Below are 26,431 nucleotides of genomic sequence, written 5' to 3' on the forward strand. Positions count from 1 at the left end.
CGCTGTCGATGCGCAAGCAGATAGGTGATTTGCATGACAGAATAACGAAACGCAGCGGCGTCTAATTCACGTTTAACGTGAAGCCGCCGCGATGTGGCTTGAAATTGCGAAGCTTTCCGGCAGCAAAAATCCGCAGTCTGTATCGCCTGCGATACATATCGCCGCCTCCGCCAGCCGGTGGGCGAGGCCGAAGCTGACCTTGAAGCCGCCGGTCAGCGCGATCAGGCGCCGGTGGTCGGGATGGCGGCCGATCATCGGATCCCGATCGATCGCCTTCGGGCGAAGCCCGGCCCAGCGCTCGATAACAGGGGCGTCGCGAAGCGTCGGTACGATGCCCCGTGCCGCCTCGATCAGCACGTCGAGCTGGACGTCGGTGGATGTAGGATCGTCAAAGCGGTTCTCGCTGGTGCTTCCGATTGCCGCGTGCCCGCCCTCATGCGCGACGACATAGAGCCCGTCGAGGAAGATCGTCGGCAGCGCCGGGTCGATATCGGCTTTCAATAATGCCGCCTGCCCCTTGACCGGCTGGCCGAGCGGTTGTTTCAGCCCCGGCGTCAGACCTTGCAACAACGGAAAGGACTGATGGCCGGCAGCCAGGATGCAGTGACTGAAAACAATGGTTTCGCCGTTGATTTCGGCCGTACCGCAATCGGGATCGAGGCCGGCAACCGTCGCATGCTCCAGGATGCGAACATGCTTTGCCCGCCGCAGGAAGGCGATGAGCGCTGCGACCAGCAAGCGGGGAGCAACGCGGGCGGCGAGCGTGTCATGCACGAAGCCGCTCTCGCCGGCAGACGCCTCGATCCAACCGTCTACATCAGGCCCGTCGACCACATGCCAGTGGAAGCGACGTTCGCCCGCCCGCCAATGGCGTTCGGCGTCCTCGAAATGGCCGCGCGCTATTGTGTTGAGATGGGGCTTCGGCAGCGGGATCAGCCGTCCGGAACGGCGGTAGCCGGCAGAAAGTCCGGTCTCGGCTTCGAGCGCGGCGATCTCGGTTTCGAGCGAGACCAGCGCATCGAACTGGAACTGCTTCTTCTCCGACCACCGGTCCGGCATATGCGACATCAGCGCGCCCAGCAGGCCGCCGCTTGCACCTTCGCCCAATCTGCCTGCGTCACTGACAAGAGTCCGGATGCCCCGGCGCTCGGCATGGACGGCCGCCCAGAGACCCATGATGCCGCCGCCGACGATCAGCAATTCTGAGGACGATTGACCTGAGACCGGCTGAGGACTATCGGCTTTTTCCATGACAGACGTGAACCCCGATCAGATTGGCGCGGGCGCGCCGCAGCCGCTCGAATGGCGCGACGGCGATATGCCCTATTCCACCGCATTTGGCGATCATTTTTATTGCCAGACCGACGGGCGGCTGGAATGCGGCCATGTTTTTCTCGCCGGCAACGGCCTGCCGGAGCGCTGGAACGGGCGGCAGGCATTCCTGATCGGAGAACTCGGCTTCGGAACCGGCCTGAACTTCGCCGAGACCTGGCGGCAATGGAAACTCCACCGTGCAGACGGCCAGCACCTGCATTTCATCTCCTTCGAACTCCACCCGATGCGCGGCGAAGAAATCGGCCGGGCGCTGTCGCACTGGCCGGAGATCGATGCCGAACGCGAAGCGCTGACAGCGGCGTGGCCGCAAGCGCCTGATGGCATCGTTGAGCTCGATCTCGATGCCCAGACGAGGCTCAGCGTGGTCTGCGGTCATGCCTTGGACGGCGTCGCGGCAGCCGAAGAAGGCTTCGACGCCTGGTATCTCGACGGCTTCGCCCCGTCGCGCAACAGCGATATGTGGTCGGAGCAACTGATGCGGCTCGTCTGCGAGAAAAGCGCAGCCGGTGGCACCTTCGCCACCTATGCGGCGGCCGGCTTCGTGCGCCGTAACCTCATCGCCGCAGGTTTTGCCGTTGAGCGCCGCAAGGGCTTTGCCGGCAAGCGCGAAATGCTCTGCGGCGTAAAAATATTGGGCGCTGAAGCGCTACCCACTAACCATCGCCGTTCATAAAAATTATCCGGAGATCAGTAGCTGGTGCGCTCCGGCAGTTGCTCGCTCGTTCCGAGCCACTGGCGGATTTTTTCCTCGAGCAGTTCGGGGCTGATCGGCTTCGACATGTAGTCGTCCATGCCGGCATCGAGACAGAGTTCGCGGTCGCTTTCGAGCGCATGGGCGGTAACGCCGATGATCGGCACCCGGTGCCCCTGCCCCTTTTCGCGTTCGCGGATCGTCTGGGTGGCTTGATGGCCGTTCATGACGGGCATTGAGACGTCCATCATGATGATGCGCGGCGTATGCCGCTCCCAGGCGGCGACTGCTTCCTCGCCATTGTCCACGACGAGGAAGGAAAGACCCGTGCCTTGCAGGATCTGGGTGAAGACGATCTGGTTGACCTCGTTGTCCTCGGCAACGAGCACGTCGACGAATTCAGCGGCCCGTTTCTGCGGCGCAGGCGCCGGCACGGCCACTTCCGTCTGCAGCCGGGCAATCTCGGCCTCGGAAGCCTGCTTGACGCGGCTGGCGCGCACTACTTCAACGACGGTGTTGCGCAGCACGTTGGCGCGCGCCGGCTTCATCAGATGCGCGTGGCCGTTCAGCGCCGCGAATTCCTTTTCGGTGCCCGAAATATCCATCGACGTCAGGAAGATGATCGGCAGTTCGACGAAGCGAGGGTCGGCGCGCAGCCGGCGCGCGACATCGGCGCCGTTCATATCAGGCATGTGATAGTCGAGCACGACGGCATCGACGGTAACGCCGAGGCCGGCCGCCGCTTCCAGGATCGCAAGCCCGGTACCGCCGCCTTCTGCGGCCACGCCGTCGAAGCCCCAGAGCGACAGCTGCTCGGTCAGGATGCGCCGGTTCACTTCATTGTCGTCGACGACGAGGATACGCGCGCCCTGCACGTTGATCGGCAACGGCTTCGGCTCAAGGCGGGCAGCCGCGACCGCAAACGGCAGGTTGACGGTGAAGACCGAGCCCTTGCCCCATTCGCTCTCGACGTTGAGATAACCGCCGAAAAGGTCGACAAGCCCGGCCGTGATCGCAAGACCGAGGCCGGTTCCCTCATGCCGCCGGGTCGATGAGGCGTCCACCTGCGAGAATTTGTCGAAGACCGATTCAAGCTTCTCCGACGGGATGCCGATCCCGGTATCCTCGATGCGGATGCTCGCCGTGATCTCGCCGCCGGCGGCCGGCTGGAAGCCGACATCGACGAAGACATGGCCGCGCTCGGTGAACTTGACGGCGTTGCCGACGAGATTGGTGACGATCTGGCGGAAACGCCCGGCGTCGCCGATCACGGCGGCGGGCAGGTCGGGCGCGGCTCGCACCAGGAGCTCGATGTTCTTCTCGGCGGCGTGCGAGGACAAGAGTGTCGCCACGTCCTCCACCGCTTCGGTGATGTCGAAGGCGGCTTTGCGCAGTTTCATCTGCCCGGCGTCGATCTTCGAGAAGTCGAGGATATCGTTGATGATCGTCAGCAGCGCATTGCCCGATTTGACGATGATGTCGACGAAGGTCTTCTGGCGCGTATCGAGGTTGGTCTTAGCGAGCAGCTCCGCCATGCCGAGCACGCCGTTCATCGGCGTACGAATCTCGTGGCTCATATTGGCGAGGAATTCGGATTTGGCGCGATCGGCGGCTTCGGCGCGCGACAGCAGCAGGCGCAGCTCCTCTTCGCGGCTCTTGAGTTCGGTGACGTCAGTAAAAAGCGCCACCCAGTGCTGACCCTTGCTGACCGTCGCATCCATGTTCACCCAGCGCTCGCCGCCGACATGGAAGACGGTGGAAATCGGCAGCCTGGCAGCGATATTGTCGCGCCAGCCCTGCAGGATTTCGGCGGCCGCATCGTGGAAATCGCCACGCGCCGCGCAAAATTCGAACATGCCAATCCAGCCCTCGCCAGGCTCGAGATAGCTGGCCGGAATCTGCAGGATGTCAGAAAGCGCCTCGTTGGACATCCTGATGATGCCGTCCTGAACGATGGCCAGGCCCTGCGGCATGGCGTGTGTCGCGTCGCGCATCAACTCGCCGAGATGTTCCAGCGCGGCGCGGGCCTCGTGGACTTCATTTTCCCGCTCACGCACGGCCGTGATGTCGGCATAGGTGAGCAGAATCCGGTCGTTCGAGATACGGCGGCTATCGAAGATGACGGATTTGCCACCCGCCCAGCCAAGCTCGATCGGCTCGGGCTCCTCGGTTTCGAACAGGTGCTTGCGGAAAGCGTAGATCTCCTCGGGCGTCTGCGTGCCGTCGTAGCGACCGAGCTCATAATTGCGGCGGATGACGTCGATGAAGGGGCGGCCGTCGAAGGGATCGTCGAGCGGCAACTCCCAGATGCTGTAGAACTCGTCGTTGACGGAGAGGATCCGGTGATCGTTATCGAGGATCAGCACGCCGATCGGAAGCGAGCGCAGGATATTCTCTATATCCCGGTGCAGCACCTCTTCGTGCTTCTGCGCCTCGATCAGCGCCTTCTCTCGTTCCTTGAGTGGCGAGATGTCCGAAAAAGAGCCGACGACATAGGGCCGACCATCCGCTGTCACGACGCGGTTGACGCGCGAGAGGACGGAATAGATATGGCCCTCCTTGCTCGGCAGCAGGCTTTCGATCTCCTTCGACTTGCCTCCCTCCAACGCCAGCAGGTTTTCCTGGTAGATCGCCTCGCCCCCGTCCGGACCGAACATTTCGTGTTCGGTCATCCCAAGGACCCGGGAACGGCTATGGCCGCTGAAGGTCTCGTAATACTGGTTGGCGTAGACGAGGCGATGCTTCTCGTCGCGCACGAAGGCTGCGACCGGGAGGTCCTCTAGGATGGTCCGCAGCAGGTCGAGCTCATTGACGCTCTCGTGCCAGGCCGTGTCGCCGACAGCCGCAGGCTTTGCGCCGTTGCGATAGGCGGCGTTGACGACCAGCGGCCGGCCATCTTCGGCAAAGATGCCGATCGGCTGGTCGAGCTGTTCCAGCGCCTCGCGCACGCGGGCGAAATCGGCGGCGGCGGCGCTATCGTCCGCGGCCCGGCGCGGCGGCGCTCGCACTTCGAAAATGCCGAGCACATAAGCCCGGTCCGGTGACGGCGAAAAACTTTCGATCTGGATGCGTTCATGGCCGACACCCGCCGCATCGAAGCAGATGGCGTTTTCCTCGGTGCCGAACACCAGCGCGCGGCGTTCCTTGTCCTCGCGCTCCTCTTCCTCGGGACGGTCGAGAAGCTCGCGGCTGCGCCTGCCGATGAAATCGGAGATCTCGCGGCCTAGAAAGCGGGCATAAGCCTCGTTGACGGCGATATAACGCAGCTCGCTGTTCTTGACATAGGCCGGGGTATCCAGATCAGCGATCCGGCGGCAAGCCAACTCCAGAAGTTCCCCGGCTGATTTCAAAAAATATCGCTCCCGCAATAAATGAAATATCGACTACAAAAACTATAACGCCAAGGCTTTTAACAAGGTTTTAACCATAAATTTCGACAGCGGAATTTTAGGAGCCAGCTCACCAAGCTGAAGATAATTTGAGATTACCAGCCCCGGCTTGCACGAGACTGAAAGGACGCCCGCCATAAATCCTTTCGACGTCGGGATCCGTTGAAATCATGACGAAAATTTAATGCCGAAAGCGCTTGCGCGGCCATTGCGCCGCCGCGATCCGGGCCGAGTCTGCGGCATGGCTTTATGGAAGCCATGCCCATGAAAGGAAAATACCATGTCCGTTCTTCATAAAACCATGGCGACGGGCCTGATTGCGCTGACCTTTGCCGGCGCCTCGCTCGCCACCGCCACCACTGCCGATGCCCGTCCACGCGATGCCTTCTGGGGCGGCCTTGCCGCCGGCGTCGTCGGCGGCGCCCTGCTGTCGGAGGCCGCCCGTCCCGCTTACCCTGTTTACCCTGCCTATCCTGTTTATCGCCCCTATCCCGTCTATAGGACCTATTACCGGCCGTCCTATTGCCATATCGAATGGCGGCACGATCGCTGGGGCGAGCCTTATCGCGTCAAAGTCTGCCCGGAATAGGAAAACCGCATCCGGCGCCGCTTGACCTCCCGGCGGCGCCGACCCAGTGCCCTCAACGACGACCAAATGAAACTGGCGGATTTTCATCCGCCAGCTCAAAGTTGATCAGACCGTATTTTCAATCGTTACGGAGAAAGCTCCTCCAGTACGCGGTCCTTGGTTTCTATCGCAAACAACATCGTGATGATTGCACCGACGATCAGAATGGCTGCGAAGCTCGCAAAGACATACTGGATGCCCATGGAAGACATCACCGTACCGACGAGGATCGGGCCGGCCGATGATCCCAGGCGAAGCCAGGCGCTGCCGGTTCCGGTTCCCAATGCCCTGAGGCGCGTCGGATAGATCTCTGCCGAGTACAGGTAAAGGGAGAATGTGACGGTCTGGACGATCGCATAAGCGAGGCCGGCTAGAACCAAGACCTGGATGGGAGAGGTCGCGCCGAGCCATGCGAGAGCCAGCAGCGGCACGGGAGCGAGAAGCAGCGCACCGGTGTACCAGCGCTTGCGTCCCACTTTGTCGATGAGCAGCGCGCAGATGACGGCGGCGATCACGCCTCCGACCGACGTCAGGAACCCATAGAAGATGCTGGTTTGAAGCGGGAGGTTGAAGACCTGTCGATACAGGGTCGGCAGCCAGGTGATCGTACCGTTGGCAACCGTATAGGCGGTGAACCACATGGCCCAGATGGAAAGCGTCCGCTTCAAGTAGACGCCCTGGAAGAGTTCGCGCCAGTCCGACTTGCGGTGGACCGGCGCTTGGATGAGCTTCGGTTCGGGCAATTCCTTGCCGGCTGCACGAGCACTTTCTTCCATGCGGGTGACGATAGCGTTTGCTTCGCCATAGCGGCCGTTGGCAGCTAGCCAACGCGGTGATTCCTTCAGGAACCAGCGCAGAGGAACCATGATGATTGCCGGAACGAGACCGACGACGAACATCGCCTTCCAGCCGTAAACCGGTACCATGAAGTAACCGATCAGCCCGGCGCCGACGAGGCCCAGCAGAAACATGACCTCATAGAGGAGGAAGAACTTGCCGCGCCCCTTCGACCCGATCAACTCGTTGATATAGGCGCTGGCGACCGGGACCTCGCCGCCGGTCCCGATCCCCTGGACGAAACGGAAGGCCATCATCATGCCTGCCCCGGCAGCAAACAGGCATGCGACATCCATGCTGACGAAGAGCAGGATGGTGAACAGAAGAACTTTCAGCCGGCCGATCTTCTCGGCCAGCCAGCCAAACAGGATCGCACCGATCAACTGCCCCAGATAGCCCATCGACAGGATCATGCCTGTCTGTGAAGGGGTCAGGCCCCACTCGCGCACGAGGACGGGCATGGCATAAGCGATGGCGATGACCGTGTAGCCGTCGAAGAACGTTGCGGCGCCGACGATATTGCGCGCCCAGAATACCTCGCGGGTGATGGGAAGGCGCTCCAGACGAGCGCTGATTTCGGCCTGAGGATCAGCGACAGTCGCCGTCTCAGCCGGCATTGGCTACATGACATTCATTGGTTCCTCCTTCTCGCCCCGTGGCCTACCACTCTCCCGGCCAGGGGCGCTCCTGCTTGATGGTTGCTACTGCGCGTCAGTTCGTCCTGTCAGAGCAATGGCCTTCAAAGACGTTCAAGTCTGCCTCGGCGGGTTTCCATGGTTTCCTCCTCCCTTCGGAATGCGCCCCTGCGACCTGCGCAGGGGCGTCAAGAGGTCACTCGGCAGCCAGCAACTGGTCAACGCGGCCAATACCGGCGGCGTCGAAGGCAGCAAAGATCTCTGCTTCGGCCTTTTCGCCAAGGTTCTTCAGCGGCTCGCGGATCGTGGCGTGATCAAGGATACCACGGTGCACGAGGCCGAGTTTCAGGGCCACGGTGCCTTCCATGTGAGAGCCGCGGTGATAGACGGCACGCGTCACCGGAAGAAGGCGTTCGAAGATCTTGCGCGCTTCCGGATAGTCCTGCGCCTTGCCAGCTTTGATCAGGTCGATCAGCAGTTCCGGCGCGATATTGCCATAACCGACGAGCAGACCGTCGACATCGAACATGGTTGGCAGCAGCCATTCATCATGGCAGCTCAGAACCTGCAGCTTTGGATTGGCCTTCTTCAGCTCCGGAATTTCGACATACCAGCGCTTCATATTGCGCACGCCATTCTTGGTGGCGACGACGCCTTCCTGTGTGGCAATCGCAAGCTGTGTATCCAGATCGTATGATGCCTTGGTGGCGTCGGGATATTGGAACAGGATGCACTGGAGGCCAGACTCCTGCCAGATTGCCTTGTAGCGATCCTGAGGCGCTCCCTTCTGAAAGCCGAAACGCAGCCAGCCGTGGTTCGGATAGACGAGTGCGCCGGTGGCACCAGCCGCCTTGCATTTCCTGGCCTCTTCAGCGGCGACCCTCGTGCCTTCACCGGTAATCCCGGCAATGATCGGAACGGCACCGTCGACCGCTTCGACATAGGTGCGGATGAGAGCAAGGCGCTCCTCTTCCGTGAGGAAGGTGCCCTCGCCGGCATGGCCGAGGATGACGAGGCTTTTGACGCCTTCCATCGAGACCAGCCATTTGGCGATTTTGGCATTGGCTTTGTGATCAATTTCACCGTCGCGGGTGAAAGCGGTAACGGGGGCCGGGCTCAGCCCGCGCATATCCATCGGTTGCATATTGGTCTCCTCCTTCGTGCAATCGCGGTTCGCTCGCGATCGGTATAGGATCGTTTACGGGAACGTTCCCACTATCGTTCTCGAATTCTCTGGAGTCAATATCTTTTTTGAGGCATGCTGGAGAGCGGCGGCTCAATGCCGACTCGAATGGAAAAGGCTCAATGAATTCAAAGACGGATGAAGTTCAGGGGCAGACCCGTGTCACTATTCACGGCGTCGCTGCCGCAGCCGGTGTCTCCAAGTCTACCGTGTCCCGCATTCTCGACGAAAGGCTTCCCCGCTCCGACAGCGAGACCGCGCGTCGCGTGCGCAAGGTTGCCGAAGAGCTGGGATACGTTCGGGACGTTTCCGCAGCGAGCCTGAGGCGTGGCAACACAATGACAATCGGGGTGATCGTGCCCAGGCTGACGGATACGGTCATGGCCATGCTTTACGAAGCACTGGCCAAGGCCTGCAGCCGTAGTGGCCGCTTCGCGATTGTCGCAACGACCGACGACAAGCCAAAGGCAGACCGGCTTGCGGCCGAGTCTCTGCTGAAGCGCGGTGTCGATGGATTGATTCTTTCGACGGCGCGGGAAGACGATGACTTTCCGGACGAGCTGGCAAAACGCGGTATTCCCTATGTCCTGGCCCTCCGGACGGATGGCCACAGCCTCTCGTCGGTCGGCGATGACAGGCTCGGTGGTTACCTCGCGGCCCGCCATCTCCTCGATCTCGGCCATCGCAAAATTGGCGTCATTGCCGGTCCATCCTATGCCTCCAGTTCGCGAGGCCGCGTGGAGGGTTTCCGCCACGCCCTGGAAGTGGCTGGACTGAATGCAGATCCCTCATACATCATTCCCTCGACATTCGGCATTGAGTCCGGTGCGGTAGCCGTCGAAACCCTGATGCGTCTTAGTCCGCGCCCAACCGCTGTTTTCGCCGTAAACGACAATACTGCCATCGGCGCCTTGTCGGGACTGACGAAACTTGGCCTTTCCGTGCCGCAGGACATCTCGATCGTAGGCTATAACGACATTCCGATTGTCAGCCACCTCCCCACGCCGCTGACGACGTTGCGGGTGCCGTTCGAGCAAATTGCGTCAAACGCTCTTGATCTTCTTGCCGGTGACAACAGTCCTGCCGACGAGCGTATTCGGATCTCGGCCCCAACCCTTATTCCAAGGAAATCGACGGCACCGATACGCTAAAGCTCGCGCCACACGCATACCCCCACTATCTGCACACGATTGCTCGAGTGGGTGCGATCACTCTATTCTCCGATAGCAAATCGCCAGATGTTTCGCAGACCATGCTGCCCTCATTCGGCCGGCATGCGGTGGTCGCATAAAGAGGAAGGACCAGCATGCCGGAACCGCTCAAGAACTTGCTGCATGAAACATTGGTCGGCGATATGGCCGATCGTATTGCCGGCAACGCGCAGATCTTCGATAAAAACCGCTTCGTGACGCTGGCGACCGAGGGCCTCTCCGCGCTGGAGCTGATGGAGCGGTCGGCGCTGATCCGCGACGCGCTGTTTGCCACGCTTCCCGGTGATTTCCGGGAGGCCGCAGCCATTCTCAAGGCCAGCCTGCCCGCCGCCGGCAGGCCGGGGCTCTCAGGCTGGATGCTGCTGCCAGTCAATCAGTTCATCGCCGCACGCGGCCTTGATCACTTCGATCTCGGTCTCGATCTCCTGAAGGCGCTGACGCCGCATTTCACCGCCGAATTCGGCATCCGCCCCTTTATCCACCGCGACCAGCAGCGCGCGCTGGCCATCGTTTCAGGCTGGGTCGACGATCCCGACCAGCATGTGCGCCGGCTGGCGAGCGAGGGAACGCGGCCGCGCCTGCCCTGGGCGATGCGCCTGCCGCAGCTCGTGAAGGATCCGGCGCCGATCCTGCCCATCCTGACCGCGCTGATGGATGATCCGGAGGATTATGTGCGCCGATCCGTGGCCAACAGCCTGAACGATGTCGCCAAGGATCACCCCGATCTGGTCGCCGCCTTCATCGCCGGCCATATCGACGGCGCTTCCTCCGAACGCCGATGGCTGCTGAAACATGCCTCGCGCACGCTGCTGAAGAACGGCCACGCGCAGGCGCTCGCCAATTTCGGCTTCGCCGCCAGCGATTCGCTCGAGTGCGAACTGCGGCTCGTAAACGGCGAGGTGATGTTCGGCGAAGGGCTGGATTTCGAAATCCGGGTGACGAATGCAGGCGAGCGAGCGCAGTCGCTGATGATCGACTACGCCGTTCACCATGTGAAGAGCGACGGTTCGCTCTCACCCAAGGTGTTCAAGTGCAAGGCGATAATGCTCGCTCCGGGGCAAAGCCATACAATTGAGCGTCGCCACGCCATGCGGCCGATCACGACGCGGCGTTATTATCCAGGCGAACATCGCATCGCCATCCTCGTCAACGGCGCGGAGACCGCATCGCAAAGCTTCGTCCTCGTCATGCCCTCACCTGACCAAGGCTGAGGCTTTCTTGTGCACCGCACTTGACTTTCCACGCGAACTAGCCCAAATGCGGGTCAGCTTTCACCCTTCCGGCCGCCGCGTGAGCGTGCCCCTGCTGAAAAATACAGATGCAGGAAGAAGGGACAAAAGCGCATTTCGATAGAGCGCCGCACTCCCATGAGCGGCCAGAAGCGCTGGAAAGCTTTTTCCAACTCACAAGTTCCCACTTCACGCGGGGTTCTTGACGCCAGAATGAAACCGGATCGCATGGTGCGTTCCGGCGATAGTCATTGTGGCGCCCCGAAAGGTTATACCTTGACTAATTTTGAATCGCTTGGTGTCTCCAAGCCGATCGTCGCTACTTTGTTCCAGCTCGGCATCGAAACGCCGACGCCGATCCAGGAACATGCCATTCCTCTCCTCCTCGAAGGCCGCGACCTGATCGGCCTTGCCCAGACCGGCACCGGCAAGACCGCTGCTTTCGGACTGCCGCTTATCGAAAAGCTGCTCGCCGATGAACGGCGCCCCGACAACCGCACGACGCGCACGCTGATCCTTGCGCCGACCCGCGAACTGGTGAACCAGATCGCCGAGAGCCTGAAGAAATTCATCCGCAAGTCGTCGCTGCGCATCAATGTCGTCGTCGGCGGCGTCTCGATCAACAAGCAGCAGCTTCAGCTTGAAAAGGGCACAGATATTCTCGTCGCCACGCCCGGCCGGCTGCTCGACCTCATCAATCGCCGCGCGATCACGCTGACTGCCGTTCGCTATCTCGTGCTCGACGAAGCCGACCAGATGCTCGACCTCGGCTTCGTCCACGATCTGCGCAAGATCGCCAAGATGGTGCCGAAAAAGCGTCAGACCATGCTGTTCTCGGCGACCATGCCGAAGGCGATCGCCGATCTTGCCGGCGAATATCTCGTCGATCCCGTCAAGGTCGAAGTCACGCCTCCAGGTAAGGCTGCCGACAAGGTCGAGCAGTACGTTCATTTCGTCGCCGGCAAGAACGACAAGACGGAGCTGCTCCGCAAGTCGCTGACCGAAAACCCCGATGGCCGCGCCATGGTCTTCCTGCGCACCAAGCACGGTGCCGAGAAGCTGATGAAGCATCTCGAAAACATCGGCTATTCCGTCGCCTCGATCCACGGCAACAAGAGCCAGGGTCAGCGCGAGCGGGCGCTGAAGGCCTTCCGCGACGGCAGCATCAAGACGCTGATCGCCACCGACGTCGCCGCCCGCGGCATCGACATTCCGGCCGTCAGCCACGTCTACAACTACGACCTGCCTGAAGTGCCCGACGCCTATGTGCATCGCATCGGCCGCACGGCGCGTGCCGGCCGCGACGGCATCGCCATCGCTTTCTGCGCTCCCGACGAAGCCAAGCTGCTGCGTGATATCGAGCGCCTGATGGGCATCGACATCACTGTCGCCAGCGGCGAAGCGCCGGCAAACATCGGCGGCGGCCCCCGTCGCGCCAACGGCAACGGCAACAACCGCAATCGCAATGGCGGCCAGGGTCGCGAAGGTCAGGGTCGTGGCGAAGGCCGTGGCGACCAGAATCGCTCCGAGCATCGCGGCAGCCGTCAGGAACGCCGCCCGCGCCGCGAAGGTGAAGGCAGCGAAGTCCGCGCCGGCGGCGAGGAGCGTCGTCCGCGTCCGGAGCGCCCGACCAGCCGCAACGAGGACTTCCGCGGTCAGCGCCGCGGTGAAGCGACCCCGGATCTCGGCCCCGACAACGATCTGGCCTCGACCTCCGATTTCCGCGCCTCTGCAAAGCCGCAGCGTCCGGCCCATCACGGCGCCCATGCCAATGGTGAGCCGAGCGGTCATCACCGCGGCAACAGCCGCCATGCCCACGGCCGCCCGGCCCGCAAGCATGGCGAGGACCGCGGCCCGCAGCAGGCCCAGGCCGGCGAACCGCGCCGCGACGGCAACGGCGGCAATCGTCGCGGTGGCTCCGGCTCCCGCAACGGTGGCGGCCAGCGCCGCGAACGCGCCTGAACGTCGAACGATTGAAAAGCAAAAAGGCCGGAGATCTCCGGCCTTTTTGTTATCTACGCCTCTGCAGGCCTATGCTCTCTGAACGCCCTGCGGTTCGTCAGATAGACGCCTGTCACGACCACCACGGTGCCGACGATCAGCGGCAGGGTCAGCGGTTCCCCGAAGGCGATGAAGGCTTCGAGAGCAACCGCCGGCGGCATCAGGTAGATCAGCGAGGCGGCGCGTGACACCTGACCCCGGCGGATCAGATAGAGCAGCAGCCCGACGCCGCCCATCGATAGACCGAAGACCGACCAGGCCAGCGCGCCATAGGCCTGCGCGGCGCCATCGAAATGCTGATGCTCGAAGACCAGCGACAGCGGCAGCGTGAGGATCAGCGCGCCGACATATTGCAGGGTCGCGATGGTTCGGAGGTCGCCGGCTTGCAGGTGTTTCTTTTGATAGAGCGTGCCGTAGGTGACGGACGCCATGGCGACGAGATTGATCGCCAGCGGCAGGGCGGCATGCGTGAGATCGGCGGTCGCCGGATCGAGCAGCTTCGGCGAAATGGCGATGGCAATGCCGACGAAGCCAAGGGCAAGGCCGAGTTTCTGTGCCTGCTGCAGCCGCTCGCCGATGAGGAAGGGAGCGGCCATCGCCGTCAACAGCGGCTGCAGCGCCGCGATGATGCCGGATATGCCGGCCGGCACGCCGTTGGCGATCGCCCACCAGAGGCCGGCGAGATAGAAGCCATGCAGGAAGAAGCCGGAATAGACGGCGCGCAGCGCCGCCGCCCGGCTCGGCCATTGCGCCCGCACCACCAGGCAGAGCGCCAGGAATGCCGCCGCCGACAGCGCGTAGCGTATCGAAAGAAAGGTGAAGGGCTCGGAATGCAGCGAGGCGTATTTCGCCACCACCCAGCCCGTGGACCAGAGCAGGACGAAGACGGCGGGGGCAAGGCGATCGAGGGACATGGAGCGGCTCGGGAGAGAAGAGGTGCCGTGCTGATAGCCCTACCCGGCCGCCGCCGTCAAAGGCGAAGCGTTGATGCTTTTCTGAAATTTCGCTGATGGCAGCGATCCAGTGGCGGTCGCGCCAGCCCGCGGTTGCCCGCGCATGACCATATTCGACCGTCTACAGCGCCGCGCGTCTTTTCGAGAGGCGCAAAGGACGCTGTAGCACTTTCATTGCGGCATAATTTCACCCTTAAAGCGGAGTCGATTTAAGGGTGAAATTATGCAGTAGGCCGAACGAAAAACAATCACATGCTCAGATTTTGCGCAAGCATCGAGATCCACCATCCGCCATGCCGCACCGCATCACTTTAAATGCCCAGATTTTCACCCGTTTCCCGCAGCGCAAAATCTTTTCCTCGAAATGCGCATGGTTCTTGCATTGCCATTTGCGTTGTATTCAAATGAACAAAAAAGGGGAGCCGAGCCTTTGGCATTTGATGAAATGATTACCGGGGACGAAAGTTCTCGCCCGCCTTATGAAAAATACTTCGAGTGGTACAACAGCCAAGACCGGGCGCATCTGATTGCCAAATCCCGCGATGCGGAAAACATCTTCCGGAAGACCGGCATCACCTTCGCGGTCTACGGCCATGCCGACAGTTCCGAAAAACTCATCCCCTTCGACATCATTCCCCGCATCATCTCCGCCCGCGAATGGCGCAAGCTCGCCCAAGGCATCGAGCAGCGGGTGATCGCGCTTAACGCCTTTCTCGACGATATCTACCATAAGCAGGAGATCATCCGCGCCGGCCGCGTTCCGCGCGAGCTGATCGAAAACAACGTCACCTTCATCCCCGAAATGATCGGTTTCCGGCCGCCCGGCGGCGTCTACACCCACATCGTCGGCACCGACATCGTGCGCACCGGCGAGGACCAGTTTTACGTGCTGGAGGATAATGCCCGCACGCCCTCCGGTGTCAGCTACATGCTGGAAAACCGGGAAACCATGATGCAGATGTTCCCTGAGCTCTTTCACGAGAACAAGGTGCAGCGTGTCGAGGATTATCCCTATCTGCTGCGTCAAAGCCTCGCCTCGCTCGCCCCTCCCGGCTGCAAGGGCAAGCCTCGCGTCGCCGTGCTGACGCCGGGCATCTACAATTCCGCCTATTACGAGCATTCGTTCCTCGCCGACATGATGGGCGTCGAACTGGTCGAGGGTGCGGATCTGCGCGTCATCGACGGCAAGGTGAAGATGAGGACGACACGCGGTTACGAAGCGATCGACGTGCTCTACCGCCGCGTCGACGACGATTTCCTCGATCCCCTGACCTTCCGATCCGATTCCGCGCTCGGCATTCCCGGCATCATGGATGTCTACCGCTCCGGCAACATCACCATCGCCAATGCGCCGGGCACCGGCATTTGCGACGACAAGGCGATCTACTCCTATATGCCCGAGATCGTCGAATTCTATACCGGCCGCAAGGCGCTGCTCGAAAACGTGCCGACCTGGCGCTGTTCGGAAGCCGACAGCCTGAAATATGTGCTGGAACACCTGGAAGAGCTCGTGGTCAAGGAGGTGCACGGCTCCGGCGGCTACGGCATGCTGGTCGGCCCGACGGCGTCGAAGAAGGAGCGCGCCGATTTCGCCGAGAAGCTGAAAGCCAAGCCGAACAATTACATCGCCCAGCCGACGCTGTCGCTCTCCACCGTGCCGATCCTCGTCAACAAGGGCATTGCGCCGCGCCATGTCGACCTTCGCCCCTATGTGCTTGTATCCGACAAGGTACAGATCATTCCGGGCGGGCTCACCCGCGTGGCGCTGAAGCAAGGCTCGCTGGTGGTCAATTCCAGCCAGGGCGGCGGCACCAAAGACACTTGGGTATTGGAGGACTGATGCTCGGAAGAACAGCAAACGGCCTCTACTGGATGTTTCGTTACATCGAGCGCGCCGAAAATATAGCCCGCCTGATCGATGCGGGGTTGCGCATGTCGCTGACCCGCAGCAGCACTGGCGATGACAATTGGGATGGCGTGCTGCAAAGTGCGGGCGTGCGCGAGGCTTATGACGAAGGCCACAACAAGCTGACCAACGCCGACGCGATCGACTATCTCCTGCGCGATCGCACCAATCCGTCGAGCGTCATGTCTTGCATCGATTCCGGCCGCAACAATGCCCGCATGGTGCGCACGGCGCTGACGCGTGAGACCTGGGAAGCCACCAACGAATGCTGGATCGACCTGAAGTCACTGCTCGAAAAGCGCGTCAAGGCGGCCGAAATGCCAGAGGTGATCGATGTCATCAAGCGCCGCGCCGGCCTCATTCGCGGTGCCTTCCATGGCTCGACACTGCGCAACGAGCTCTATAATTTTGCCCGCATCGGCACCTTCATCGAGCGGGCCGACAATACCAGCCGCATCCTCGACGTGAAATATTACGTGCTGCTGCCCTCGGTCTCGGCTGTCGGCTCTTCCCTCGACAACGTGCAGTGGGAATCGATCCTGCGCTCGGTCTCCGCGCACCGTGCCTATAGTTGGGCCTATGACGGCGAATACCGGGCAATGAACATTGCCGACTTCTTGACCCTCAATGTCCAGATGCCGCGCTCGCTTGCCTATTGCTACGAGAAGATCGTCAGCAATCTCGGCTATCTGGCCCAGGATTACGAGGCGCGGCTCCCTGCCCACGATACCGCGGATTCAATCCGCACGACACTGCAGACGAGGGCGATCCGGGATATCATGGATCAGGGCCTCCACGAGTTCCTGGAGGATTTCGTCTCGCGCAATAACAAGCTCGGCGCGGAAATTTCCGACGGCTACCGGTTCTATGTATAAGCGGATAACAATATGAGACTGAAGATCAGCCACCTCACCGAATACCGCTACGACGAACCGGCGCAATTCTCGCTGCAACGGCTACGGCTGACGCCGCCGACAAACGCCACTCAAAAAGTACTCGGTTGGGCCCTGAAGGTCGAGGGCGCTACGCCGGAGGTCGAATATGACGACCAGTACGGCAATCACGTCAATCTGGTCTCGCTGGAAGGCGAGCAGGACGTAACGCGTATCCTCGCCGAAGGCGAGGTCGAGACAGGGGATAACAACGGCGTCACCGGCCCGCATACCGGCTTCTGCCCGCTTTGGCTCTTCCTGCGCGACACGCCGCTGACCAAGGGTGGCAAGCTGGTGAAGGAACTGATCAAGGGCGTTGGTGGCGATAACGAGCTTGCCCGCATGCATGCGCTGATGGCGGCGATCCACGAAACGGTCGATTACAGGCCCGGCACCAGCAATACCGAGACGACGGCCGAGCAGGCGCTGGAGAGGAAGAGCGGCGTCTGTCAGGACCATGCGCATATTTTCATTGCCGCCGCCCGCGCCCTGCAGGTGCCGGCGCGTTACATCTCCGGTTATTTGATGATGGAGGAAAAGATCGAACAGGCGGCGACCCATGCCTGGGCAGAGGCGCATATTCCCGGCCTCGGCTGGGTCGGCTTCGATCCCGCCAACGAGATCTGCCCGGATGCCCGTTACATCAGAGTCGCCTCCGGCCTCTGCTATCGTGATGCCGCGCCGATTTCAGGCATGCGCATCGGCACGCCGGGCGAAACGCTGTCGGTCACCGTGAAGGTCGAGGATGGCGGACAGATGCAAAGCCAGAGCCAAAGCTGAGCCGGGCATACAGACAGCTTTACCGCACCCTGCGATAGGGCCGATGGAATAGCTGCCGAACGCGCCGCGAAACAAACATGTTGGACTTGAATATAGAGCCCGGCGGTCCCGAAATTTCGCCTGATTCCGGCACGCGGCGCACGTTATAATTGCCGTTCCTCAATTTTTCATTGCAGACTAAACTCTATTTTAAGGCCGCAGGCACAAGCTTGTCTGCGGCGACGCCTGGTGTATTTCGGCAGGCGCCGTTCAAGAAGCGGCATGATGCAGGCTTTCATGATGATGTTCAGCTGCCGGCACGGATGAGGCGACGAACGCGCCCTCCGATGAGGGCGGCCTGTTTGTTTCTGGGATTTTAACGGGATCGTCCATGCCTCTTCTTATCGTCGACGACAGCGAATCTAGCCTTCTCGCCCTTGAGACCGCCGTCCGTGGTTTCGCCGGCTGTGTGGTCGAAAGCTTCACCAATCCGCTCGAAGCCCTTGATCGCTGCCAGGCCGTCGATTTCGACGTCGTGCTGGTCGATTATATGATGCCTCAGATGAACGGTATCGAGATGATCCGCAGGCTGCGCCGCCAGCCGGGCTATGAGGATGTGCCCGTTGTGATGATCACCTCGCAGGCGAAGCGGTCGGTTCGGCTGGAAGCGCTGGAGGCCGGCGCCACGGATTTTCTCGCCAAGCCCTTCGACCCGTTGGAACTGCAGGCGCGCGTCCTCAACCTGATGGCCCTGCATAAGGCCCAGCTGGCGCTTGCCGACCGGGCAAAATCACTCGACATGGCCTTCCGGCATGCCACAGAACAGGCCGACATGCGCGAACAGGAGATCATCTGGTGCCTTGCCCAGGCGATGGCCTCGCGTGACGGCAATACCGGCGATCATATCGAGCGCGTCGCCAATATCGCCGAGCTGATTGCCGAAGGCCTCGGCCTCGATCGCATCCAGCGGCGCAATATCTATCTCGCCGCTCCCCTGCACGATATCGGCAAGATCGCCATTCCCGACGCCATCCTGCAGAAGCCGGGTAAGCTCGAGCGGCACGAGATCGAACGCATGCGCGAGCATGTCCCGATCGGTGTCGCCATTCTTGCCAACAGCTCCGCCGAGCTTTCGCGCGTCGCAACCGCCATCATCGCCGGCCATCATGAGAAATGGGACGGAAGCGGCTATCCCAAGGGCCTGTCCGGCGACGCAATCCCGATCGAAGCCCGCATCGTCGCTGTCGCCGACGTCTTCGAAGCGCTCTGCTCCGACCGGCCCTACAAGCAGGCATGGCCGATCGAGCAGGCCTACGAGGAAATCATCGCCTGCAGCGGATCGCATTTTGACCCCGCCTGCGTCGCCGCGTTCCGCCGCAAATGGCCGGCGATCCGCGCACTCTTTGAACACGGCGCCGACGAAGACCACCGCATGGCGGTGTTGAACGGCTGATTGCCATCGGCCGGGAAGAACAAGAAAAAGGCGGGGCAATGCCCCGCCTTTTCATCTATTTCAGTCTCTTTCCACCCTGTCAGTGGCTGTCCTTGCCGACAGCGTTTCCGCGACATCCCTTGAGGAAGTCGAGGTCGGCGCCGGTATCGGCCCCTTCCACATGCTGCTGATGCAGGAAGGCATAGCCTGATTTGGGCAGATCGTGGTTCGGCTGCCATTCGGCAAGCCGCCGCGCCAGTTCCTCCTCGGAAATGTCAAGATGCAGACGACGGTTCGGCACGTCGAGCTCGATCATGTCGCCGTTTTTCACGACCGCCAGCGGCCCGCCGACAGCCGCTTCCGGCGAGGTGTGCAGGACGACGGTACCGTAGGCCGTTCCGGACATGCGGGCGTCGGAAATGCGCACCATATCGAGGATGCCCTTCTTCAGCACCTTCGGCGGCAGCCCCATATTGCCGACCTCGGCCATCCCGGGATAGCCCTTCGGCCCACAGTTCTTCATGACCATGATGCAGGTTTCGTCGATGTCGAGGTTATCGTCGTTGATCTTGGCCTTGTAGTCGTCGATGTCCTCGAAGACAACAGCCCTGCCCTTGTGCACCAGCAGATGCGGCGAAGCCGCCGAAGGCTTCAGCACCGCGCCCTTCGGCGCGAGGTTGCCGCGCAGCACGACGATGCCGCCCGAAGCTGTCAGCGCCTTTTCGGCCGGCAGGATAACGTCTTCGTTCCAGTTGACGACGTCCTTGACCTCGTCCCAGACGGTTTCGCCGGATACCGTCAGCGCGTCCTTGTGCAGGAGGCCTGCTTCGCCGAGGCGCTTCAGCACCACCGGCAGGCCGCCGGCATAGAAGAACTCCTCCATCAGATACTTGCCCGACGGCATCAGGTTGACGATGGTCGGGACGTCACGGCCGCAGCGGTCCCAGTCATCAAGCGAAAGATCAATGCCGACACGGCCGGCGATGGCGAGCAGGTGGATGACGGCATTGGTCGATCCACCGATGGCCGCGTTGGTGCGAATGGCATTCTCGAAGGCTTGCTTCGTCATGATCTCGGAGGGCTTCAGGTCATCCTTGACCATCTGCACGATACGCCGGCCGGTCAGCTGCGCCATGACCTTGCGGCGGGAATCGACGCCCGGGATCGCAGCATTGCCAGAGAGCGCCATGCCGAGCGCCTCGGCCATGGAAGCCATGGTGGAGGCGGTGCCCATGGTGTTGCAGGTGCCCGACGAACGGCTCATCGAGGCTTCCGCCTCGAGGAATTCGGCCTGCGTCATCTCGCCGGCCTTCACCATTTCGGAAAACTTCCACAGATGCGTGCCCGAGCCGACCCGTTCGCCACGGAAATAGCCGTTCAGCATCGGTCCGCCTGTGACGACGATCGAAGGCAGGTCGCAGGAAGCCGCCCCCATGATAAGCGACGGCGTGGTCTTGTCGCAGCCCACCAGCAGTACGCAGCCATCCATCGGCTGCCCGCGGATCGCCTCTTCCACCGCCAGCGCGGCAAGATTGCGATACATCATCGCCGTCGGGCGGAAGGTGTTTTCGGATGCCGAGAACACCGGCACCTCAAGCGGGAAGCCGCCGGCCTCCCATACGCCCGCCTTCACCTTCTCGGCGAGCTCTCTGAGATGACCGTTGCACGGGGTCATATCCGACCAAGTGTTGAGGATGCCGATCACCGGCCGGCCGTCGAACAGGTCGTGCGGATAACCCTGGTTCTTAAGCCAGCCGCGGTGATAGATCACGTCGCGGCTCGTACCGCCGTACCATTCCTGCGACCTCAGCCTGCGCGGCCATTCCGCTTTCTTTTTCATCGTCTCTATCCTTCAGGATATCGCCGGACCGCCTCGTACGGCCCAGGTTATCGCACTTGTCTCAAGCCAGGGTGTAGGCGGTCTTGACGGTTGTGTAGAATTCGGCGGCGTACTTGCCCTGCTCGCGCGGGCCGTAGGACGAACCCTTGCGGCCGCCGAACGGCACGTGGAAATCGACGCCTGCCGTCGGCAGGTTGACCATCACCATGCCAGCCTCGGAATTGCGCTTGAAGTGCGTGGCATGTTTCAGGCTGGTGGTGGCGATGCCGGCGGAGAGCCCGAACGGCGTGTCGTTGGCGATGGCAAGCGCCTCGTCGTAATCCTTCGCCCGGATTACCGAGACCACAGGCCCGAAGATCTCCTCGCGCGAAATGCGCATCTGGTTGGTCGCTTCGGTAAACAGCGTCGGCTGCAGGTAGAAGCCGGGCGTGTCGCGCGAGATCACCTCTCCGCCGAAGGCAAGTTTGGCGCCTTCCGACTTGCCGATCTCGATATAGTCGGTATCGGTCTTCAACTGCCGCTCATCGACGACAGGTCCGATATGAGTGCCCGCCTTCAGCGCGTTGTCGACGACGAGTGTCTTCAGCTTGTCGGTGAGTGCTGCGACGAACTTGTCGTGAATGCCTTCGGTGACGATCAGGCGCGAGGAAGCGGTGCAGCGCTGGCCGGTCGAGAAGAAGCCGGAATTGGCGGCGGCCTCGACGGCGACGTTGAGATCGGCATCGTCAAGCACGACCATCGGGTTCTTGCCGCCCATTTCCAGCTGGAACTTGCGGTTATGCTCGATGGAGGCGGCGGCGACGCGCCTGCCGGTGCCGGTGGAACCGGTGAAGGTGATGCCGTGAACGTCGGGGCTTTCGAGCATGGCCTGGCCGACGACCGAGCCCTTGCCCATGACGAGGTTCAGCACGCCCTTCGGCAGGCCGGCGCGGTTGAGGATATCGACGATCGCCCAGGAACAGGCGGGCACCAGTTCGGCCGGCTTGAAGACGATGGTGTTGCCGTAGCAGAGCGCCGGCGCGATCTTCCAGGCGGGAATGGCGATCGGGAAGTTCCACGGCGTGATGATGCCGATGACACCGAGCGCCTCGCGGGTGATTTCGACGCCGATATTCGGGCGAACCGACGGAATGACTTCACCGGCCAGCCGCAGCGCTTCACCGGCGAAGAATTCGAAAATCTGCGACGCGCGGATCACCTCACCGGTGGCTTCCGGCAGCGTCTTGCCTTCTTCGCGGGCAAGCAGCGCGCCCAGTTCGTCCTTGCGCGCCATGATCTCGTCGCCCGTCTTCTTCAGGATGACGTGGCGCTCCCAGATGCCCGAGCGCGACCAGGCCGGGAAGGCGGCCTTGGCGGCGGCGATGGCGTTTCTCGTGTCATCAGCGCTGCCGTCGGCATAGAGGCCGACGACTTCATTCGTATCCGACGGGTTGATGTTCTTCGTCGCATTCGAGCCGACCCATTCGCCGGCGATCAGATTTTGATAAATGGTCATGGGCTTAACAAGCCTCCTTTACCGTTTACGAGCAAAGAGCCGGCCGCCGAATGCGGCCAGGTCTTGAATTCAGAGCTGCCTGACGGCGATCTCTTCCTCGGCGGCCACCTTCAGCGGGTTGCGGAGCGCCAGGCCGAATTCGGCAACTTCGATCTCGAAGACGTCGCCCTCTTCGGTCTTGACGCCGTCGGCAAAGGAAAGGGTCGCCGTGCCGAACATATGGACATGAACATCGCCCGGAGCACGGAAGAGGCCATATTTGAAATGGTGATATTCCAGATTGGCGAAGGTGTGCGACATGTTCGCCTCACCTGATAGGAACGGCTTTTCGAAGATCACCTTGTCGCCGCGCTTGATGCGCGAAGTGCCGCGAATATCCTCAGGCGCCGCGCCGACGCGGATTTCCGGGCCGAAGCTGGCCGGGCGCAGCTTCGAATGGGCGAGATAGAGATAGTTGATCCGCTCGGTAACGTGATCGGAAAATTCGTTCGACAGCGCAAAACCGATACGGAAGGGCGAGCCGTCCTTGGCGATCACGTAGATGCCGGCCATCTCCGGCTCCTCGCCGCCGTCGAGCGCGAAGGAAGGCGATATGAGCGGCGCGCCGGGGGCTGCGGCGCCATGGCCGTTGCCCTTGTAGAACCATTCGGGCTGGACGCCCTTTTCGCCGGCCTTCGGCTTGCCGTTCTCGAGACCCATCTTGAACATCTTCATCGAGTCCGTGAGGGTTTCCTCGGCGGCTTCGGTGGTCTTCTTGTGCATGGAATCGCGCGTTGCCGCCGAGCCCAAATGTGTCAGGCCGGTGCCGGTCAGATGCAGGTGCGCGGCATCTGGATGGGTGATCGGCGGAAGGAAGCGGCCTTCCGCATAGGCCTTTTCAAGATCGACGGCATCGCCGTAGCCATGGGCTTCGATGACCGAGGCAAGAGACTTGCCGCCGTCTGCGGCTTCCATCGCCAGCGCATAGACGCTGACGGCGTTCTTGACCGACCTTGCAGCGCCGCCCTGCTCACGCACGGCGACGATGATCTCTCCGTTTGCACCCTTGATCTGTGAAATAAGCACGTCTTCGATCCTTCTCGTTTCGGCGAAGACAGGAAAAAGCTCCGCCTGTCCGGCTCCATCAGGAGCCGGAATCCATCATTCATAGGACTGCGAATGCCTGGCTGGCGCCTTGAGGCGCTCAGCCCTTGTTCTTGTTGTAAACGTCGAAGAACACTGCGGCGAGAAGCACGAGGCCCTTCACCATCTGCTGGAAGTCGATGCCGAGCCCGACGATCGACATCCCGTTATTCATGACGCCCATGATGAACGCGCCGATGACCGCGCCGGTGATCTTGCCGACGCCGCCGGACGCCGAGGCGCCGCCGATGAAGCAGGCCGCAATGACGTCGAGCTCGAAACCGACGCCGGCCTTCGGCGTTGCCGAGTTCAGGCGAAGCGCGATGATCATGCCGGCAAGGCCTGCAAGCACGCCCATATTGACGAAGGTGTAGAAGCTCAGCCGCTCGGTATTGATGCCTGAAAGCTTGGTCGCCTTCGAATTGCCGCCCATGGCATAGATGCGACGGCCGATCGTGGTCCGGCGGGTGATGAAGGCGTAGATCGCAATCAGCACCAGCATGACGACGAGAACGTTCGGCAGGCCCTTATAGGTGGAGAGCAGATAGCCGATCCACAGGATGGCGAGCGAAACGACCAGGTTCTGGACGATGAAGAAACCCATCGGCTCGACATCGATGCCGTGGTCTTCGTTCACCTTGCGGCGACGCCAGGCGAGGTAGAAGAGGATCACAGGCAGGATCACGGTCAGGATCAGCGAGGTCGACTGCACGGGTGTGCCGGCAATGTCGATCATGTCGCCCGGCAGGAAGCCGGTGCTGATGACCTGGAACTCCTTCGGGAACGGACCGATATTCTTGCCGTTCAGAACCGTCAGCGTCAGGCCGCGGAAAACAAGCATGCCGGCAAGCGTCACGATGAACGACGGAATGCGGTGATAGGCGATGAAATAGCCCTGCGCCGCGCCGATGATGCCGCCCACGATCAGGCAGATCAGGCCGGCAAGCCAGAAATTCATGCCCCATGACACGGTGAAGATCGCCGCGAGCGCACCAACAAAGGCGACGATCGAGCCCACCGACAGGTCGATATGGCCGGCGACGATGACGAGCAGCATGCCGAGCGCCATGATGACGATGAAGGAGTTCTGCAGAACAAGGTTCGTCAGGTTGACCGGCTTGAAGAGAATGCCGCCGGTATAGAACTGGAAGAACACCATGATCGCGACGAGTGCGATGAGCATGCCGTATTCACGAATATTGCCGCGGATATAATCGGCAACGGAAACGACGTTGCTATGCTCGGTTGTCGGGTTGACCGGAGTCATTGTCTCTTCTCCCCTGAGCGCATGATAGCGCGCATGATAGTTTCCTGGCTTGCTTCTCCCTTCGGCAGTTCCGCGACGATGCGTCCTTCGTTCATCACGTAGATGCGGTCACATGTGCCAAGCAGTTCGGGCATTTCCGATGAGATCATCAGAACGCCCTTTCCATCGGCGGCAAGCTGGTTGATGATAGTATAGATTTCGTACTTTGCGCCAACGTCGATACCGCGGGTCGGCTCGTCGAGGATCAAAATATCGGGATCGGAAAACAGCCACTTCGACAGCACGACCTTCTGTTGGTTGCCGCCCGAAAGATTGACCGTTTCCTGGAAGACGCCAGAGGAGCGGATGCGCAGCTTCGACCGATAATCGGTCGCGACCTTCATCTCCTTGATGTCGTCGATGACGCTATTGCTCGAAATCCCATTGAGATTGGCAAGCGTCGTATTGTGCAGAATGCTGTCGCTGAGCACGAGACCGAGTTGCTTGCGGTCCTCGGTGACATAGGCAAGACCGGCGTCGATCGCCTTGCGCACAGTGCTGACATCGACAGCCTTGCCATTGACGAAGACCTCGCCGCTGACTTTGTGGCCATAGGATTTGCCGAAGACGCTCATCGCGAATTCGGTGCGGCCAGCCCCCATGAGACCGGCAATGCCGACGACCTCGCCCTTGCGGACATTGACGTTGATGTCGTGCAGCACTTGGCGGTCGCGGTGCTGCTGGTGATAGGCGTTCCAGTTCTTCACTTCGAAGATCGTCTCGCCGATCGGCACGGAGCGCGGCGGATAGCGGTCGGCCAGATCTCGGCCCACCATGTTCTTGATGATGATGTCTTCGCTGATCTCGTCCGTGTGACAGTCGAGCGTCTTGACGGTCATGCCGTCGCGCAGGACGGTGATCTGGTCGGCGACCTTGCGGATCTCGTTCAGCTTGTGGGAAATGATGATCGAAGTGATGCCCTGGTTGCGGAACTCGATCAGCAGATTGAGCAGCGCGTCCGAGTCCTTTTCATTGAGCGAAGCGGTAGGTTCGTCGAGGATGAGCAGCTTGACGCTCTTTGACAGCGCCTTGGCGATCTCGACGAGCTGCTGCTTGCCGACGCCGATGTCGGTGACCAGCGTGTTCGGAGATTCCCGCAGACCCACCTTGGTCAGCAGCTTCTTCGTGCGGTTGAACGTCTCTTCCCAGCTGATGACGCCGTTCTTGGCATTCTCGTTGCCGAGGAAGATGTTCTCGCCGATCGAAAGCAGCGGCACGAGCGCCAGTTCCTGGTGGATGATGACGATGCCGATTTCTTCGGAATCCTTGAGGACTTTGAAGTTGCGCGTCTCGCCTTCATAGACGATGTCGCCTTCATAACTTCCTGTCGGATAGACGCCTGATAGCACTTTCATCAGGGTCGATTTGCCGGCCCCGTTTTCGCCCACCAATGCGTGGATCTCACCCTGGCGAACCCTGAGGTTCACGTTCTCCAGCGCCTTGACGCCCGGGAACGTCTTGGTGATGCTCCGCATTTCGAGGATGGTATTGTCCATAGTCAAAGTTCCAGCGCCTCCAGCCGTCGAGCGGCTAGGCGATCATAAAAT

General features: G+C 61.2%; 19 protein-coding genes. 9 read left to right on the forward strand and 10 right to left on the reverse strand.

Annotated elements, in window-relative coordinates:
- Window positions 1-72: 72 nt before the first annotated feature.
- A complete protein-coding gene (locus G9X67_RS08430; protein WP_138330306.1) occupies window positions 73-1,251 on the reverse strand; it encodes an FAD-binding oxidoreductase in 1,179 nt (392 codons plus the stop codon).
- Here G9X67_RS08430 and mnmD point away from each other — a divergent pair.
- Window positions 1,250-2,008, forward strand: a complete 759-nt coding sequence (mnmD, locus tag G9X67_RS08435; RefSeq protein WP_171598474.1) for a tRNA (5-methylaminomethyl-2-thiouridine)(34)-methyltransferase MnmD — start codon at window positions 1,250-1,252, stop codon at window positions 2,006-2,008. The genes G9X67_RS08430 and mnmD overlap by 2 nt on opposite strands.
- A gap of 14 nt (window positions 2,009-2,022) precedes the next feature.
- Here the strand turns inward: mnmD and G9X67_RS08440 are convergent, their stop codons facing one another.
- A complete protein-coding gene (locus G9X67_RS08440; RefSeq protein ID WP_171598475.1) occupies window positions 2,023-5,376 on the reverse strand; it encodes a response regulator in 3,354 nt (1,117 codons plus the stop codon).
- Window positions 5,377-5,695: 319 nt separating this feature from the next.
- On the opposite strand from G9X67_RS08440, the gene G9X67_RS08445 reads away from it, so the two are divergent.
- On the forward strand, window positions 5,696-6,004 hold the full coding sequence (locus G9X67_RS08445; RefSeq protein WP_138330303.1) for a hypothetical protein: 309 nt from the start codon (window positions 5,696-5,698) through the stop codon (window positions 6,002-6,004).
- 125 nt (window positions 6,005-6,129) lie between these two features.
- Here the strand turns inward: G9X67_RS08445 and G9X67_RS08450 are convergent, their stop codons facing one another.
- Window positions 6,130-7,497 (reverse strand): MFS transporter, encoded by a 1,368-nt coding sequence (locus G9X67_RS08450; RefSeq protein ID WP_171598476.1) that lies wholly within the window; start codon window positions 7,495-7,497, stop codon window positions 6,130-6,132.
- Between the two features lie 214 nt (window positions 7,498-7,711).
- On the reverse strand, window positions 7,712-8,659 hold the full coding sequence (locus G9X67_RS08455) for a dihydrodipicolinate synthase family protein (protein WP_171598477.1): 948 nt from the start codon (window positions 8,657-8,659) through the stop codon (window positions 7,712-7,714).
- Between the two features lie 161 nt (window positions 8,660-8,820).
- On the opposite strand from G9X67_RS08455, the gene G9X67_RS08460 reads away from it, so the two are divergent.
- From G9X67_RS08460 to G9X67_RS08470, 3 genes are all read left to right on the forward strand, one after another.
- A complete protein-coding gene (locus G9X67_RS08460; RefSeq protein ID WP_171598478.1) occupies window positions 8,821-9,849 on the forward strand; it encodes a LacI family DNA-binding transcriptional regulator in 1,029 nt (342 codons plus the stop codon).
- Window positions 9,850-10,004: 155 nt separating this feature from the next.
- Window positions 10,005-11,120: a DNA alkylation repair protein gene (locus G9X67_RS08465; protein WP_138330300.1), complete on the forward strand. Its 1,116-nt coding sequence runs from the start codon at window positions 10,005-10,007 to the stop codon at window positions 11,118-11,120.
- 246 nt (window positions 11,121-11,366) lie between these two features.
- Window positions 11,367-13,100 (forward strand): DEAD/DEAH box helicase, encoded by a 1,734-nt coding sequence (locus G9X67_RS08470; protein ID WP_029872329.1) that lies wholly within the window; start codon window positions 11,367-11,369, stop codon window positions 13,098-13,100.
- A gap of 53 nt (window positions 13,101-13,153) precedes the next feature.
- Here G9X67_RS08470 and G9X67_RS08475 read toward each other — a convergent pair whose 3' ends face one another.
- Window positions 13,154-14,053 carry a DMT family transporter gene (locus tag G9X67_RS08475; RefSeq protein ID WP_138330299.1) on the reverse strand — a complete coding sequence of 300 codons (900 nt, stop codon included), beginning with the start codon at window positions 14,051-14,053 and terminating at the stop codon, window positions 13,154-13,156.
- A gap of 469 nt (window positions 14,054-14,522) precedes the next feature.
- Here G9X67_RS08475 and G9X67_RS08480 point away from each other — a divergent pair, with 469 nt between their 5' ends.
- The 4 genes from G9X67_RS08480 (at window position 14,523) to G9X67_RS08495 (ending at window position 19,142) form a co-directional block, all read left to right on the forward strand.
- A complete protein-coding gene (locus G9X67_RS08480) occupies window positions 14,523-15,932 on the forward strand; it encodes a circularly permuted type 2 ATP-grasp protein (protein ID WP_138330298.1) in 1,410 nt (469 codons plus the stop codon).
- Complete coding sequence (locus tag G9X67_RS08485; protein WP_003561792.1) at window positions 15,932-16,873, forward strand: alpha-E domain-containing protein; 942 nt, start codon at window positions 15,932-15,934, stop codon at window positions 16,871-16,873. The genes G9X67_RS08480 and G9X67_RS08485 overlap by 1 nt, the downstream gene beginning before the upstream one ends.
- 12 nt (window positions 16,874-16,885) lie before the next feature.
- Window positions 16,886-17,710, forward strand: a complete 825-nt coding sequence (locus G9X67_RS08490; protein WP_138330297.1) for a transglutaminase family protein — start codon at window positions 16,886-16,888, stop codon at window positions 17,708-17,710.
- 370 nt (window positions 17,711-18,080) lie between these two features.
- Window positions 18,081-19,142: an HD domain-containing phosphohydrolase gene (locus tag G9X67_RS08495; RefSeq protein ID WP_171598479.1), complete on the forward strand. Its 1,062-nt coding sequence runs from the start codon at window positions 18,081-18,083 to the stop codon at window positions 19,140-19,142.
- A 79-nt stretch (window positions 19,143-19,221) separates the two neighbouring features.
- On the opposite strand, the gene araD is transcribed toward G9X67_RS08495, so the two are convergent.
- The 5 genes from araD to mmsA form a co-directional block, all read right to left on the reverse strand.
- Window positions 19,222-20,961 (reverse strand): L-arabinonate dehydratase, encoded by a 1,740-nt coding sequence (gene araD, locus G9X67_RS08500; RefSeq protein ID WP_138330295.1) that lies wholly within the window; start codon window positions 20,959-20,961, stop codon window positions 19,222-19,224.
- A 61-nt stretch (window positions 20,962-21,022) separates the two neighbouring features.
- Window positions 21,023-22,456, reverse strand: a complete 1,434-nt coding sequence (locus G9X67_RS08505) for an aldehyde dehydrogenase family protein (protein WP_011653083.1) — start codon at window positions 22,454-22,456, stop codon at window positions 21,023-21,025.
- 69 nt (window positions 22,457-22,525) lie between these two features.
- On the reverse strand, window positions 22,526-23,521 hold the full coding sequence (gene araD1, locus G9X67_RS08510; RefSeq protein ID WP_011653084.1) for an AraD1 family protein: 996 nt from the start codon (window positions 23,519-23,521) through the stop codon (window positions 22,526-22,528).
- A gap of 118 nt (window positions 23,522-23,639) precedes the next feature.
- The gene (gene mmsB / locus G9X67_RS08515) at window positions 23,640-24,845 is read right to left on the reverse strand and encodes a multiple monosaccharide ABC transporter permease (protein WP_011653085.1); all 1,206 of its coding nucleotides are present in this window, start codon (window positions 24,843-24,845) and stop codon (window positions 23,640-23,642) included.
- Window positions 24,842-26,380: a multiple monosaccharide ABC transporter ATP-binding protein gene (gene mmsA, locus G9X67_RS08520; protein ID WP_171598480.1), complete on the reverse strand. Its 1,539-nt coding sequence runs from the start codon at window positions 26,378-26,380 to the stop codon at window positions 24,842-24,844. The genes mmsB and mmsA overlap by 4 nt, the downstream gene beginning before the upstream one ends.
- Window positions 26,381-26,431 lie beyond the last annotated feature (51 nt).

The sequence above is a fragment of the Rhizobium sp. WYCCWR 11152 genome (assembly GCF_013087615.1).
GTDB lineage: Bacteria > Pseudomonadota > Alphaproteobacteria > Rhizobiales > Rhizobiaceae > Rhizobium > Rhizobium indicum.